General features: G+C 62.4%; 14 protein-coding genes and 1 pseudogene. 12 read left to right on the top strand and 3 right to left on the bottom strand.

Annotated elements, in window-relative coordinates:
* Positions 1–112 precede the first annotated feature (112 nt).
* Positions 113–526, bottom strand: coding sequence for a hypothetical protein (locus BEN49_RS23800; RefSeq protein ID WP_070747284.1), 414 nt, complete (start codon positions 524–526; stop codon positions 113–115).
* A gap of 513 nt (positions 527–1039) precedes the next feature.
* On the opposite strand from BEN49_RS23800, the gene BEN49_RS23795 reads away from it, so the two are divergent.
* From BEN49_RS23795 to ureG, 9 genes and pseudogenes are all read left to right on the top strand, one after another.
* Complete coding sequence (locus BEN49_RS23795) at positions 1040–1645, top strand: hypothetical protein (protein WP_070747282.1); 606 nt, start codon at positions 1040–1042, stop codon at positions 1643–1645.
* A 216-nt stretch (positions 1646–1861) separates the two neighbouring features.
* Positions 1862–2101: pseudogene (ureA, locus tag BEN49_RS29955) on the top strand (urease subunit gamma); the annotation flags it as partial.
* A 136-nt stretch (positions 2102–2237) separates the two neighbouring features.
* Positions 2238–2594, top strand: coding sequence for an urease subunit beta (locus BEN49_RS29950; protein WP_070747278.1), 357 nt, complete (start codon positions 2238–2240; stop codon positions 2592–2594).
* Positions 2591–2791 carry a type II toxin-antitoxin system HicA family toxin gene (locus tag BEN49_RS23780; protein ID WP_070747276.1) on the top strand — a complete coding sequence of 67 codons (201 nt, stop codon included), beginning with the start codon at positions 2591–2593 and terminating at the stop codon, positions 2789–2791. The genes BEN49_RS29950 and BEN49_RS23780 overlap by 4 nt, the downstream gene beginning before the upstream one ends.
* Positions 2792–2896: 105 nt before the next feature.
* The gene (locus BEN49_RS23775) at positions 2897–3277 is read left to right on the top strand and encodes a helix-turn-helix domain-containing protein (RefSeq protein WP_068230552.1); all 381 of its coding nucleotides are present in this window, start codon (positions 2897–2899) and stop codon (positions 3275–3277) included.
* Between the two features lie 187 nt (positions 3278–3464).
* Positions 3465–3974 (top strand): hypothetical protein, encoded by a 510-nt coding sequence (locus BEN49_RS27350; RefSeq protein WP_125917191.1) that lies wholly within the window; start codon positions 3465–3467, stop codon positions 3972–3974.
* A 1-nt stretch (position 3975) separates the two neighbouring features.
* Entirely contained in the window at positions 3976–5691 is a 1716-nt protein-coding gene (gene ureC / locus BEN49_RS23770; protein WP_070747274.1) for an urease subunit alpha, read from the top strand.
* Positions 5692–5796: 105 nt separating this feature from the next.
* Positions 5797–6471, top strand: a complete 675-nt coding sequence (locus tag BEN49_RS23765) for an urease accessory protein UreF (protein WP_070747272.1) — start codon at positions 5797–5799, stop codon at positions 6469–6471.
* Positions 6472–6610: 139 nt separating this feature from the next.
* Entirely contained in the window at positions 6611–7399 is a 789-nt protein-coding gene (gene ureG / locus BEN49_RS23760) for an urease accessory protein UreG (RefSeq protein WP_070747270.1), read from the top strand.
* Positions 7400–7583: 184 nt separating this feature from the next.
* Here ureG and BEN49_RS28530 read toward each other — a convergent pair whose 3' ends face one another.
* Together BEN49_RS28530 and BEN49_RS23755 are read right to left on the bottom strand one after the other, a co-directional pair.
* Positions 7584–7727, bottom strand: coding sequence for a hypothetical protein (locus BEN49_RS28530; RefSeq protein ID WP_158023067.1), 144 nt, complete (start codon positions 7725–7727; stop codon positions 7584–7586).
* Positions 7703–8440: an urease accessory protein UreD gene (locus BEN49_RS23755; protein WP_070747268.1), complete on the bottom strand. Its 738-nt coding sequence runs from the start codon at positions 8438–8440 to the stop codon at positions 7703–7705. Before BEN49_RS23755 ends, BEN49_RS28530 begins: the two co-directional genes overlap by 25 nt.
* Before the next feature lie 372 nt (positions 8441–8812).
* On the opposite strand from BEN49_RS23755, the gene BEN49_RS23750 reads away from it, so the two are divergent.
* The 3 genes from BEN49_RS23750 (at position 8813) to BEN49_RS30330 (ending at position 12369) form a co-directional block, all read left to right on the top strand.
* The gene (locus BEN49_RS23750; protein ID WP_070747266.1) at positions 8813–9505 is read left to right on the top strand and encodes a hypothetical protein; all 693 of its coding nucleotides are present in this window, start codon (positions 8813–8815) and stop codon (positions 9503–9505) included.
* Complete coding sequence (locus tag BEN49_RS23745) at positions 9502–10500, top strand: PspA/IM30 family protein (RefSeq protein WP_070747264.1); 999 nt, start codon at positions 9502–9504, stop codon at positions 10498–10500. The genes BEN49_RS23750 and BEN49_RS23745 overlap by 4 nt, the downstream gene beginning before the upstream one ends.
* A 90-nt stretch (positions 10501–10590) precedes the next feature.
* Positions 10591–12369, top strand: a complete 1779-nt coding sequence (locus BEN49_RS30330; RefSeq protein ID WP_070747262.1) for an OmpA family protein — start codon at positions 10591–10593, stop codon at positions 12367–12369.
* The last annotated feature ends 104 nt before the right edge of the window (positions 12370–12473 follow it).

Below are 12473 nucleotides of genomic sequence, written 5' to 3'. Positions count from 1 at the left end.
AGAGCCCGCGCTACACCCAAACCACTAATTTTCAATTCACTAAACCCCATCACTATTCAACCCAGTCCCTTCGGCCCAACCGGGCGCACTATCTCCAGGGGCGGCCGCCGGGCTACGCTCGCGGCGGTTGCAGCAGCGATGCGCTGGGCCGGAAGCGGTACAGCCCGGCCCACGCGCTGCGGGGCCCCGGCACGGCCCGGGGCACGCGGGGCGCCCAGCCCAGGTGCGGCGCGGGCGCCACCAAAAACGCTACCGCTCCGCAGCTGTGGTGGCAGCGCAGGGGCAGGTTGTGGTGGTCTTGCCGGTGGCGGGCCGAGAGGGTGCAGCCCGTGTAGTGCACGCTGCCCGCCCCGTAGTGTTCCGCCAGAAACTGCCCCAGCGTAAGGCCCCCGCCCGCTGCCGAGTGGTGGAAACGGTAGTGCCGCGCCAGCTCGGGCAGCTTGGCCAGCTCGCCCAAGTCGTTCTCGGGCACGCAGCTACCCAGCAGCATCAGCAAGCTCAAGCAGAAGGCGGCGAGGCGTTTCATTAGCGGCAGTACCCGGTTGGGGCCCCGATGGTTTGGGACGAAGCGCAAATTTAAGGTGTTTTTAAGGGGTCGCCTAGGGCACGCCAGCAGCAGACTGGCCCCGGGCTACCCGCTTTTCCGCGGGCTGCCCGGTAATCGCTGGGGCCCCCAGCCGGGTTTGGGGAAGGCCGGATTACAAGCAAAAAGAACGTCATGCAGAGCGCAGCGAAGCATCTTTCCCGCAGCAGCAATTATGATTATTCAGAACAGTTTTAGGAGCCCTGGGGGACCTCACCCCCGGCCCCTCTCCAAAAGAGAGGGGTGCGTTCAATCTGCTTGTTAAGGTACTGGCACCCCTCTCTTCTGGAGAGGGGCCGGGGGTGAGATTCCCCCAGGGGCCCCACACCGGCGCAACGGCCCGCGAATCCCCCCAACGATTACCGGGCAGCCCGCCGAAAAAGCGGGCTGCCCGGCCCACCGAATCTACCCTGGGGCCCCTATCTTGCCGGCTCACCTTGCCCCTGCTGCTTCGGCATGGAAAGCTTTTTGCCCGTTGTATTTGCCTCGGTGGCCGGCCTGGGCCACGCCCTGGAGCCCGACCACGTGCTGGCTGTGAGCAACATGGTGTCGCGGCGCGACGCCCTCACCCCCGCCCTGCGCGACGGCCTGTTTTGGGGCCTGGGCCACACGCTCATGCTGGCCATTATTGGGGCGGTGCTGCTGCTGGGGCGCGTCACGTTCCGGCACTGGGGATACTTCGAGGCGCTGGTGGGGCTGGTGCTCATCGGCATGGCCGTGCACCGCCTCTTCACCGAGCACGCCGCCCGACCGCCGCGCTTCAACCGCACGGCCCACGGCTGGGCGTTTGCCGTGGGGCTGGTGCACGGGCTGGCCGGCAGCGGGGCCCTGGTGGTGCTGGTGCTCACCGAAATCCGCAACCCCTGGCTGGGCCTGCTCTACATTGTGGTGTTCGGCCTGGGCTCGGTGGCCGGCATGTTCGGGGTGGCGGGCCTGCTCAGCATCCCCTTCACCCAGCGCATGCGCTTAAGCCGCCGCCTGCGCCGCACGTCGGTGTGGCTCTCGTCAGTAGTGTGTATCGCCTACGGCGGCTGGATGGTATACAGTAATTTGATTGTTTAATAATTAGGGCCATAATTATTTTAATTACTTGCCACCTAATCGGCTGTCATGCTGACGAAGGAAGCATCTTATCAGCGCTGCATCGTTGCTCAGCATATCATGCAATCGTGAAAAGATGCTTCCTTCGTCAGCATGACAGACGATTGCAAAGCCAAATAAAACTTAGGGCCCCCAGCGCCAACCATTCAACGCCCAGCAATTAATTAACTCCCTCCCATGCACCTCGCCCCCAAAGACCTCGACAAGCTGGTGCTGCACCAGGCGGGCTTCGTGGCCCAGAAGCGCTACGCCCGCGGCCTGCGCCTCAACTACCCGGAAGCCGTGGCCCTCATCGCCACCCAGCTGCTCGAATTCATCCGCGACGGCGAGCGAGTGGCTGTGCTCATGGACAAGGGCAAGCAGCTGCTGGGCCTGGCCGACGTGCTGCCCGGCGTGGCCGACCTCGTGGCCGAAGTGCAAATCGAGGGCACCTTCCCCGACGGCACCAAGCTCGTGACCGTGCACCACCCCATCTGCCGCGACCACGGCGACCCCGCCCTGGCCCTCTACGGCTCGGGCCTGGCGCGCACGCCCACCGCCGCGGGGCCCCGACATGGTCGTCAACGCCCAGCCTGGCGAATACCTGCTGGCCGACGGCGACATCATCCTCAACGAAAACCGCCCCACGGTGGCCATCGAAGTGATAAACATGGGCGACCGGCCGGTGCAAGTCGGCTCGCATTACCCCTTCTTCGAAACCAACGCCGCCCTGCGCTTCGACCGCGCCGCCGCCTACGGCTTCCGCCTCAACATCCCGGCCGGTACCGCCGTACGCTTCGAGCCCGGCGAACGCAAGCGCGTCACGCTAGTAGCCCTCGCCGGCGAGCGAATCGTGCACGGCGGCAACGGCTGGATTGACGGGTCCCTGGACGAAGCGGGCAGGAAGGAGGCAGCGCTGGACAACCTATGAAAAGCTCGGAACTCTACCGGCTGCTGACCCGGGACGGTTGGTATAAAATCGCCCACACGGGCAGCCACATCAAGCTGGCGCACGCCACCAAAAAAGCCCTCACCCGCAGCGGATACCTTGAATTTCCGCTGCACGGCAGCGCCGAGGTGGGCAAAGGATTGGCCGCGGTACTCCTGAAACAGGCGGGGCTCAAATAGCCGAACCTATTTTTCAAAAAAAGGTAGTTAATATACTACCTTTACAAAAGAGCGAGTAGCCAATTTATAGCGCGACACTACTGGCCACTAACAAAAGCCGAACCGATGAAAAAGTACGAAATGATCGTCGAGCGCACCGCCACCGGGTACAGCGCCTACAACGAAGGCGAAGGGGCCTACACGGTGGGCACCAGCTTCGAGGAGTTGAAAGCCAACATGGTGGAGGTACTGAACCTGGCCCTGAGCGACACGGGCCGCACCGTGGGTATCGGGGACGTGAAAATCACCTATGATTTGAAATCGTTTTTTGATGCCTACAAGGTCATCAACGCCGCCGCACTCGCCAAGCGCCTGGGCATGACGCAAAGCCTGCTCAGCCAGTACGTTTCCGGCAATAAGAAACCCAGCCCCACCCAGACGCGGCGGATTCTGGAAGGCGTGCGCGCCGTGGGGCGCGAGCTAGCCGAGATGGACTTTGCTTTTTGAGGCCCCCGGCCGCTTCGGATCCAGCGAACGCAAGCGCGTTACGTTGATGGCCCTCGCCGACGAGTGAGTCGTACACGACGGCAACGAGTGGATTGATGGAAAGATGGCCGATGAGGGGAAGAAGGCATCTATCTTAAAAGCTGAAAAGTAGCTCCTAGAATTATATCAGGTCCTCCTAGTATGCAATATGGAAAAGTTGGTCCAGAAAATTAATGACACATTAGCGCTGGTGCTTATGGCAGTAGCAATTAGCTTATTAATTCTTATCATCCTACCTACTGTTCCATTCTTTTTAATTTACTTCTACTTCAGCGACAAGCAGTTTGAAAAAAAGAATAAGTTATTTCTGGAGCGAATGAATGGTGCCCGTTTCTTCTGTTATAACAGTCGCAAAAGCAGCGTCGAATTTGCCAGAGAAGTTATTGTACCTGAACTAGACCCCTCGGTCTATGTTGTTTTTGTAAATGGGAAAAAAGTTGATTTTGGTGCAGATAGCCAATATATTTCGAGAATCCTACACAGAATCAAGGAGCAAAAAGGATTTCCATATCTGCTGAAAATTGATGACGCGCGAGTAACTGATGTTTCCGTGAATAATCAATTCTATAGCATCATGATTGGGCGAAAACCAGTAGAACCACTCCTAGAAAGAATTAACGCTTTTTTCTTTTCCGCGCCAGTTATTTCTTCAAATTAATATGTCCCTTCCCCTCGACCGCCGCGCTTACGCTGAAATGTACGGCCCCACCACGGGCGACCGGGTGCGGCTCGGCGACACCGACCTGCTGATTGAGGTCGAGAAAGACTACTGCCAGTACGGCGAGGAATGCAAGTTTGGCGGCGGCAAGGTGCTGCGCGACGGCATGGGCCAGGCCGCCGGCATCCCGCCGGATGGGGCCCTGGACCTGCTCATTACCAACGCGCTGGTGCTCGACTACACCGGCATCTACAAGGCCGACGTGGGGGTGAAGGCCGGGCGCATTGCGGGCATCGGCAAGGCCGGCAACCCGCACATCATGCCCGGCGTGACGCCCGGCATGACCGTGGGCGTGACCACCGAGGTAATTGCCGGCGAGGGCCTGATTCTCACCGCCGGGGCCATCGACTGCCACATCCACTTCATCAGCCCCCAGCAGATACCCGAGGCGCTGGCCTCGGGCATCACCACCATGGTGGGCGGCGGCACGGGGCCCGCGGCCGGCACCACGGCCACCACCTGCACGCCGGGCGCCTTCTACCTCGAAATGATGCTGAAGGCCACCGAGGCCTACCCGCTCAACTTCGGCTTCCTGGGCAAGGGCAACACCTCCAAGCCCGAGGGCCTGCGCGAGCAAGCCGAGGCGGGGGCCCTGGGCTTCAAGCTGCACGAGGACTGGGGCACCACGCCCGCCGCCATCGACCAGTGCCTGGCCATTGCCGACGAGTACGACGTGCAGGTGTGCATCCACACCGACACGCTGAACGAGAGCGGCTTCGTAGAAAACTCCACCGCCGCCTTCAAGGGCCGCACCATTCACGCCTACCACACCGAGGGCGCGGGGGGCGGCCACGCCCCCGACATCATCAAAATCTGCGGCGAGCCCAACGTGCTACCTTCCTCCACCAATCCCACGCGCCCCTTCACGGTCAATACGTTAGACGAGCACCTCGACATGCTCATGGTGTGCCACCACCTCGACCGCAACATCCCCGAAGACGTGGCCTTCGCCGAGAGCCGCATCCGCGGCGAAACCATTGCCGCCGAAGACATTTTGCACGATATGGGGGCTCTGAGCATCATCAGCTCCGACTCGCAGGCCATGGGCCGGGTGGGCGAGGTCATCACCCGCACCTGGCAAACGGCCCACAAAATGCGCCAGCAGCGGGGCCCCCTGCCCGAAGACGCGCCCGGCCGCCACGACAACTTCCGCGCCCGCCGCTACGTGGCCAAGTACACCATCAACCCCGCCCGCGCCCACGGCTTCGCCGACGAAATCGGCTCGGTAGAAGTAGGCAAATGGGCCGACCTGGTGCTCTGGAAACCCGCGTTTTTCGGCTCGCGTGCCGAGATGATCGTCAAGGGCGGCGTCATCGTGCAGTCGCAGATGGGCGACGCCAACGCCTCCATCCCCACGCCGCAGCCCTCGTTCTCGCGCCCCATGTTTGGCTCCTACGGCCAAGCGGTGGGCCCCACGTCGATGGTATTTGTATCCGCGGCCTCGGTGGCGCACGTGCAAGCCACCTACGGCCTCACCAAGCAAGTAGTAGCCGTGAAAAACTGCCGCAACATCGGCAAAAAAGACATGGCGCTAAACGACTACCTGCCCAATATCGAAGTAGACCCCGAAACCTACCGCGTGACCGTAGACGGCGTGCACCTGACCTGCGAGCCAGCCGAGAAATTGCCCCTGGCGCAGCTCTATAATCTGTTTTAGGCCGCACGCACTGTAGCGTGGACTCTGCGAGTCCGCGCGTTTGAACGTCAATTGTATTAATGGTGCAACTCGCGGGCTTGCAGAGTCCACGCTACATTCTTTTCCTTGTCCCAGTTCGTCCGCCTGCTGCACCTCGTTGATTCGGCCTTGCCCACCGGCTCGTTCGCCTATTCCTACGGGCTGGAAAGCAGCCTCACTTTCGGGCTAATCGATACGCCGTTTAAGCTCCGCAATTACCTCTATGCCTACTTGCAGCAAGTAGCCAGCCTGGAAATCCCGTTTATTAATTCCTGCTTCGCCCTGCCCGAAGGCACCGATGAAATGCGCGAAATGGCCGCCGATTACGACGCCCTGCTACTAGTACCCACGCTGCACCGCGCCAGCATCGTGCAGGGCAAAAACTGGCTGAAGCTATTAACTACATTTTATCCCGAAGCTAAATTAGAAGAATTAATTAACTGGTTCGGGGCCCAAAATCTGCCGTTGCATTTCACCCTCAGCTTTGCCCTCACGCTGCGCCGGGCCGGCTTCGCGCAAGCCGATTTACAAGCCGTATTCCTGCACATGTCCCTACGCGACCAGCTCAGCGCCGCTGTGCGCCTGGGCTTCCTAGGGCCCCTGGAGGGTCACCGCCTACAACACGATTTCTATACCGTATTCGAGCACCTGCTGGCCGCTCACGCCGGCCACGACTACACACAAGCCGCCCGCTTCGCCTTCATGCTCGACGCCGCACAAGTGCTGCACGAAGACATTTATTCCCGGCTGTTCCAGAATTAATTACCACCTCTTGTCATTCCGAGCACAGCGAGAATCTGGTTTGTCATTTTTGCGCAATTGTGCACCCAGATTCTTCGCTGCGCTCGGAATGACAAAACGCACATTTCCACATCCTTCACATTCTTACACTTAACAAAGAATGGCTTTCGTTGACAAACTCGCCTTGCTGCTCCACGGCCACAGCCACGAGGCCTACGACTCGCCCGGCGACTTCCAGGAGCGCGAGACGCGGCGGCTCCCCTCCTACCGCGACTTCCGCAAGCGGGCCTTCACGGTGGGGATTGGGGGGCCCGTGGGCACGGGCAAAACGGCGCTGCTCAAGGCACTGTGCGAACGGCTGCGCAGCGAATTCGAGTTGGGCGTGGTCACGAACGACATCTTCACCCGCGAAGACGCTGAGTTTCTCATCCGCCACAGCGCCCTCACGCCCGAGCGCATTGTGGGCGTCGAAACCGGCGGCTGCCCCCATGCCGCCATCCGCGAGGACATTTCCGTCAACATGGACGCGCTGGAAGGCTTGATGGTCAGCTTCCCTGCGCTCGATTTCTTATTCGTGGAAAGCGGCGGCGACAACCTGGCCGCCCACTTCAGCCGTGAGCTGGTCGATTATTCCATCTACGTCATCGACGTATCGGGCGGCGATAAAATTCCGCGCAAAGGGGGCCCCGGCATCACCCAATCCGATTTATTAATAATTAATAAAATTGATCTCAAAGACCTCATCCGCGCCGACCTCGGCGTGATGGAGCGCGACTCCAAACGCATGCGCGGCGAGGGCCCCTTCATCTTCGCCCGGGCCCTGGATGGCTTCGGTTTAGAGGAGATTATTGGCCACATCCACGCGGCCAAAGCGCGGGGTTTCGCCGCCGTCAGCCCCGAGCGACGCCCCAGCACCAGTAGCGTGGCCTCAGCGAGTCCGCACATTTAAACGGTCGCCGAACGGGCTGTAGCGCGGACTTTGTAGTCCGCGGCTCTCGCTTCGTCCTACCAATTCTAGCAGCGACCGTTCAACCACGCGGACTCGCAGAGTCCACACTACACTGTAATCACCGCTCAACGGCCGTTCAAAGCCGCGGACTACCAAGTCGCGCTACAGGCCGTCTAGCGACTGTTCAATATTTCCGAGCCAGCGGGTTGTGCCCCAAAAACTCTTCCTTCGCCAGCGTTTGCAGCAGGTGGTGGTAGATGAAGTCTGCGTCTTGCCGGTGGTGGGCCAGGGCGCGCAGTACTACTACGCCGGGGCGCGCCGCGGCCACCGCCAGCACGCAGGCGCGGCCTGCCAGGCGGAAGTGCGGGTCGTCCTGCACCGGCATTTTGAGGGCGTGCAGGGCCCCGGCCAGCGCGGCAAAGCGCGGCGCTTCGGGGGCCCCACCAGGTACACCGTCAGCATGGTTTCGTACCGGTCGAAGTTGGCGGGCGCGGTAGCGATGTGCTCGGCGGGGTCGAAGTGGAAGCGGTCGAGCACCAGCGGCCGGCCAGCCACGCTGATGCGCGTTTCGGACGTGAAATTTTGGAAGGCAAACCGCTCGCCGAGGTCGGTGCGGCCGGCGGCCCACCAGTCGGCCAATAGCAGCAGGGCCCCGGGGGCCAGGTCCCAGCGCTGGTGCTGGCGGTAGCGGCTGTCGGCCTGGGGCACCACGGGGTCGGGCAGCACGGCGGCCAGGGCCCCGGCCTCCAGGGTGCCGGCGAAATGCTGCGCCGCCCACTGCCCATCGATGGACTTGAACACCTTGGTGTTGGCCTGGGTGCTCAGGCATAGGCGCGTGCCGGCCCCGCCATGAATGCGCAGGCGCAGGTCGTCGCCAGCCACCAGGCCACCGCCATAGCTGGAGAGCACCACGTGGCAGGCCGCGTGGGCCGCGCCGGGGTTGAGGATTTTGAGCGGTTGGATGCTTTTGCTGGCCACGAGGCGTGTGCGGCCCTGCACCTGGGCCACGGCCAATTCGCTCCATTCGGCGGGGGTACTCATCGGGGCAAAGTAAGCGGGCAAACCGACTAAGAACTGTCATGCTGAGCCTGCGAAGCATCTTATCCCTGCTGAACGACCTATTCTACACTGATAAGATGCTTCGCAGGCTCAGCATGACAGTTCCTATTATTAATAACATATATGTATGCAAACCCGCGCCACTAGGGCCCCCGAACCCCCTTTTCCGTTGCGGTTATGAAAAAATCGGATTTTCATTATGAAAAAATAACCCCTTTTTACGGCTGTAATTTAATTTTATAATTAATTATTTGATTGAATGTCAATTACTTAAATAATTAATTAAGCATTGGCTAGCACGCGGCATCTGGATTGGCAATAGGTGACCATCCCCCACCAACCGCTGCTTCCGCCATGCTCCTGTTTGATAACCTCGCCAAAGCGGCGAAGGACTTCTTTGTCGAAGACGACGCTGCTGCGCCGGCCGCGGCAACTCCTGCGCCGCTGCCCTCCCCAACTCCGCTGGCGGTGAGCCCCACTGGGGCCCCGGCGCAGGCCGAGCAGCGGCACCTCGACCACATGGCCCAGCTGCTGGCCGCCGACCACGACTTCGGGGCCTACCTGAAAATTGTGAAGAGCCTGACCGGCAGCGGTATGGCAGGGCCCCTGCTCTACCAAACGGCCTTCAACGCCTACAGCGCCGTCACGGGCCACGACCTGCCCGCCCTGCTGGCCTCGGCCGACCGCCTGGCCCAAACCCTGGCCGACGACCGCGCCCGGGTGCTGGCCCGCCACCGCCAGAAGCTGGGGGAAACCGCCCCGCCGCCCGGCACGCCCCCCAGCCCCCTGGCCCAACTCGCCGGCCAAGAGGCCCAGCTGCAAGCCACCGTGGCCGACCTCACCCGCCAGCTGGCCGAGCGTGGCCAGCAACTGGCCACCGCGCAGCAGGCCCTGGCCGCCGAGCGCCAGAAGGCCCAGGGGGCCCTGGCGTCCTACGAGTTGGCGCAGGCCGCGGCGGCGGCCGAGGTGCAAGCGCACCGCCAAGCCACACAGTCTTTTCTGATGGCTCCTTCTTCCGATAAACCTCTAACTACCAACCAACAATGAACACGCTCCCCGTTTTTTCTTCTTCTGAGCCCACCGGCCTGCCCAAGTGGCAGCAGCCCGAAAAGGTAGCCGGCTGGGTGGTACTGGCCGGCCTGGGGGCCGCCGGGGCCTACGGCTGGGGCCACATCGTGCCCTTCCTGGTGGCCATGGTGTTCGACACCGTGCGGCTGGGCATCGGGCTGGGGGCCCTGTTCGTGCTGTTTTTGCTGGGCACCAACAAGCGCATCCAGGCCGGATTTTGGTACGCGGGGCAGCGCATTTTGCGCACCGCGGCGGGCATTTTCGTCAACACCGACCCCATCGGCATCATGGAGGACTACATCCGCACCACCGAGCAGGAGGCGCGCAAGATGGACGCCGAAGTGGGCCACATTGAGGGGGCCCGCGAACTGGTGCAGCGCAAGCTGGCCGCCAACGCCGCCCAAACCCGCGAGTACCTGGCCCTGGCCGACGCCGCCACCCGCCAGGGCGAAAAGGACGCCGCCGACAGCTACGCCAGCCGCGCCGCCCAGCTCCAGGAGTACAGCCAGCGCCTGCAGCCCATGGCCACCACCACGGCCAACGTGAGCGTGGTGATGCGCCAGATCCTGAAAGCGGCCCTGCGCCAGATCGACGCCAGCAAGTTCAAGGTCAACCTTTTGAAAGACGAGTACGAGTTGGTGAAGCGCACCAGCTCGGGCATGCGGGCGGCGATGAACATCCTGCGCGGCGACCCCGACAAGAAGTACTTCTTCGACCTGGCCACCGACCGCGTGGCCCAGGACATGGCCCAGCAGCTCGGCCAAATCAAGCAGGCCATGCGCTACTCGCAGGAGTTCGTGAAGGAGATGGACATCCAGAACGGCGTGATGAGCGCCCAGGGCCAGCGCCTGCTGGAGAAATACCAGAAAGGCGATTTCAACGCCCTGATGACCAACGACAAAACCCCGGCCCAACCCGCCGCCGCCACCCTTAAAAAAGCTTCCGATGATGCCTATTCTAGTTTGCTTGACTAGCAGCGCCCTGGCGCAATGCGCGCTGCTGCTGCTGGGCTACTAACCCGCCCGGGGCCCCTTCCTCTCAACTCTTTTTTTGCTTCAACTACAATGACCACTCGCGGTAAAATCGTAATCGGCGCCTTGCTCGCCGTGCTGCTCTACTTTGGCATCAACAAGCTGGTTGCCAGCGGCAGCTTCTTCAAACCAGCGGAAACCCAGTCGGTGCTGCTCAGCTCGATTGAGCTGCCGGCCGCCACCGGCGGGACCCGCACCAACCTGGCCGTGCCGCTGGCCCCGCTGCCCGGCACGGCCCCGGCCGAAAAAGGCACCGCCCTCACCTGGGAGGTGATGGCCTGGAACAGCCAGATGGCCGCCATGCTGGCCAACGGGGGGCCCCGCACCACGCAGGGCTCGGCGCTGGCCGCCAACGGCTTGGACGTGCAAATCAACCGCCAGGACGACGTGGCCAAAATGCAGGCCGACCTGGTGAAAAACGCCCTCGACCTGCAAAGCAATCCGCAAGCCCCGGGCCTGGTGGTGAGCATCATGGGCGACGGCCTGCCGGCGTTTTCGTCGGTGCAGGCGCAGCTGGCCAAGGCCGGCACCGGCCTGGCCGTCATCCCCTACAGCGTGGGCAAGTCGTTTGGCGAAGACAAGCTGATGGGCCCCAAGGCCTGGCTCGACAACCCCAAGGCGGCCCTGGGCAAAACCATTGCCTGCTACCTGCGCGACGGCGACCAGAACATTGCCCTGAAGTGGTGCGCCGACAACGGCCTGAAAGTCAACCCCGACGAGACGACCTACGACCCGCAGGCCGTGAACTTCATGGCCGCCGCCGACTTCCTGGCCGCCGCGGAGAAGTACATCGTGGGCAAGCCCGAAAGCCGCGCCCAAGTCATTAACGGCCGCAACACCGGCACCCGGGTAGACGTGGTGGCCGACGCCGTGGCCACCTGGACGCCCGGCGACGTGAACATCGCCAAGCAAAAGGGCGGCCTCGTCAACATCGTGTCCACCAAGGACTACTCCAACCAAATGCCCAACATCATGGTGACCACCAAGCGCTGGTACGACGCCCACCCGCAGCAGGTGCTGGGCCTGATTACGGCCCTGGCCGTGGCCGGCGACCAGGTAAAAAGCCACCCCGAAGCCCTGGCCCGCGCCGCGGATATTTCGGCCCAGGTGTACGGCGACCAGGACAAGCCCGGCGCCTACTGGCTGAAGTACTACAAGGGCACGAGCGAGGCCGACCAGACCGGCGAAGTGGTAGAACTGGGCGGCAGCAAGGCCTTCAACTTCAGCGACAACCTGGCCTTGTTTGGCCTGGACAACGGCGGCACCAACATCTACGCCGCGGTGTACAAAACCTTCGGCGACGTGCAGAAGAAGCTGTACCCCAAGGAGCTGCCCACCTACGTGCCACTCGACGAGATGCTCGACCTGGGGCCCCTGCGCAAGTTGCAAGCCCAGTACCAGGGCAAGGCCGTGGCCCCGGCCGAAACGCCCAAGTTTGCCGCCGACGACGAAATCAGTCGCCGCGTGAGCCAGCGCGTGTGGGACATCGAGTTCAACACCGGCCAGAGCACCTTCACGCCCGCCGCCCAGCGCCAGCTCAGCCAACTGTTTGACGACCTCGTGGTGGCCGGCCGCCTGAAAGTGGCCGTGCACGGCTACACCGACAACGTGGGGGCCCCCGCCCAAAACCTGCGCCTCTCCGAAACCCGGGCCCAGGCCGTGGCCCAGTGGCTGGCCCAGCAAAGCGCCAGCGCCTTCCCCACCGGCCGCGTGCAAGTGTACGCCCACGGCGCCGCCGAGCCCGTGGCCCCCAACGCCACCGAAGCCGGCCGCGCCCAAAACCGCCGCGTCGAAATCGTGCTCGGCAACTAAATAGGGTCGTCCGCAGGCCAAGAAACTGCCCATAAAAGAACGTCATGCAGAGCGCAGCGAAGCATCTTTTAGCGCCAGCGAAGCATCTTTTAGTCGCCAGTCAA

This window comes from Hymenobacter coccineus (assembly GCF_001816125.1).
GTDB lineage: Bacteria > Bacteroidota > Bacteroidia > Cytophagales > Hymenobacteraceae > Hymenobacter > Hymenobacter coccineus.
This window is presented reverse-complemented; position numbering and strand designations above follow the sequence as displayed.

What these genes read in the sequence shown, in the direction of transcription:
- BEN49_RS23800 (WP_070747284.1), bottom strand. Translation starts at nt 526, where the DNA reads ATGAAACGCCTCGCCGCCTTCTGCTTGAGCTTGCTGATGCTGCTGGGT.
- BEN49_RS23795 (WP_070747282.1), top strand. Translation starts at nt 1,040, where the DNA reads ATGGAAAGCTTTTTGCCCGTTGTATTTGCCTCGGTGGCCGGCCTGGGC.
- BEN49_RS29950 (WP_070747278.1), top strand. Translation starts at nt 2,238, where the DNA reads ATGGTCGTCAACGCCCAGCCTGGCGAATACCTGCTGGCCGACGGCGAC.
- BEN49_RS23780 (WP_070747276.1), top strand. Translation starts at nt 2,591, where the DNA reads ATGAAAAGCTCGGAACTCTACCGGCTGCTGACCCGGGACGGTTGGTAT.
- BEN49_RS23775 (WP_068230552.1), top strand. Translation starts at nt 2,897, where the DNA reads ATGAAAAAGTACGAAATGATCGTCGAGCGCACCGCCACCGGGTACAGC.
- BEN49_RS27350 (WP_125917191.1), top strand. Translation starts at nt 3,465, where the DNA reads ATGGAAAAGTTGGTCCAGAAAATTAATGACACATTAGCGCTGGTGCTT.
- ureC (WP_070747274.1), top strand. Translation starts at nt 3,976, where the DNA reads ATGTCCCTTCCCCTCGACCGCCGCGCTTACGCTGAAATGTACGGCCCC.
- ureG (WP_070747270.1), top strand. Translation starts at nt 6,611, where the DNA reads ATGGCTTTCGTTGACAAACTCGCCTTGCTGCTCCACGGCCACAGCCAC.
- BEN49_RS23755 (WP_070747268.1), bottom strand. Translation starts at nt 8,440, where the DNA reads ATGAGTACCCCCGCCGAATGGAGCGAATTGGCCGTGGCCCAGGTGCAG.
- BEN49_RS23750 (WP_070747266.1), top strand. Translation starts at nt 8,813, where the DNA reads ATGCTCCTGTTTGATAACCTCGCCAAAGCGGCGAAGGACTTCTTTGTC.
- BEN49_RS23745 (WP_070747264.1), top strand. Translation starts at nt 9,502, where the DNA reads ATGAACACGCTCCCCGTTTTTTCTTCTTCTGAGCCCACCGGCCTGCCC.
- BEN49_RS30330 (WP_070747262.1), top strand. Translation starts at nt 10,591, where the DNA reads ATGACCACTCGCGGTAAAATCGTAATCGGCGCCTTGCTCGCCGTGCTG.